We start from the raw sequence: 897 nt of genomic DNA on the forward strand, positions 1-897 counted from the left end.
CGGAAGCCATCTTGGCCGCGGTCAGGTGCGACCGCAACAACAGGCCGGACATATGACCGCAAACGATCCGATCCAAAATTCTGTTCAACACCCTTGCAAGCAGGGGGCCGTCCACATATGGGGCGATGCTCCAGACCCAAGCCAAGAGATCATAGCCGCCTCCGCACTGTCCTACCGCAGGAACTTCGCCCTATGCGGCCGAGGGTCGGTGCAGAGCGGTTGCGACGAGGACTGCAAATCCTCGTCTCCGCTGACAGAGGGCGGATTTCGCCGAACGAGTCTTATGGAACACAGGATCTAAGGGAAGCTAATCGGGGAAGGTCCGGAACGGGTCACGCACTGACGATCCCTGCCTTCTAGGAACGTCCGCTGTTCCTTGCGGGAGCAGACCATCGGTTTACTTCCGAGAAGTGCCAAGAACAGACGCTCCCCCGAGGCGAATTTCCCGACCCGCGCTACTCGCTTTTGCTGGAAAGCAATTCGTCGAGCTGCTCCAGTTGCTCCGGCAATGCTGCCGCCGAGCCCTGTAGTGCTTCCTCGAGCGCCTCCTTGGACGGATAGACTTCGTGGAAAGTCAGCAGCGTCTTCCCGCCCTGGTCCTCGAAGGTCACGGTCGTGACCACGCCTTCTTCGTCCTCGTCGTTGGTCCAGACGATGCGCTCGTTCGGCACCACCTCGAGATACTTGGTATCCATCCGAGCGGGGCCGCGGGATTTTGGGTGCCGCGCGTGGTAACGTCGGTTCATGGAGATCGATGAGGACAAGATCGACGGTATCCATCCGAGCGGGGCCGCGGGATTTTGGGTGCCGCGCGTGGTAACGTCGGTTCATGGAGATCGATGAGGACAAGATCGACGATGCCGTTTTGGCGCTGTTATGGCTGACGCTGCATAACGA

At 59.8% G+C, this 897-nt stretch carries 1 protein-coding gene and 1 pseudogene; one reads left to right on the forward strand and one right to left on the reverse strand.

Annotated elements, in window-relative coordinates; translation table 11 throughout:
- Positions 1 to 455: 455 nt before the first annotated feature.
- On the reverse strand, positions 456 to 746 hold the full coding sequence (locus FS320_RS44270; protein ID WP_425294315.1) for an SRPBCC domain-containing protein: 291 nt from the start codon (positions 744 to 746) through the stop codon (positions 456 to 458).
- A gap of 83 nt (positions 747 to 829) precedes the next feature.
- Between FS320_RS44270 and FS320_RS51385 the strand changes: the two are divergent.
- Positions 830 to 897 (forward strand): annotated as a pseudogene (locus FS320_RS51385) (DUF6429 family protein); the annotation flags it as partial.

Origin of the sequence: Microvirga tunisiensis (genome assembly GCF_009296175.1) — a bacterium.
In the GTDB taxonomy this organism is placed as follows: Bacteria; Pseudomonadota; Alphaproteobacteria; order Rhizobiales; family Beijerinckiaceae; genus Microvirga; species Microvirga tunisiensis.

Excerpts from the sequence above, each read along its gene's own strand:
- FS320_RS44270 (WP_425294315.1), bottom strand. The coding sequence starts at position 746 with ATGAACCGACGTTACCACGCGCGGCACCCAAAATCCCGCGGCCCCGCT.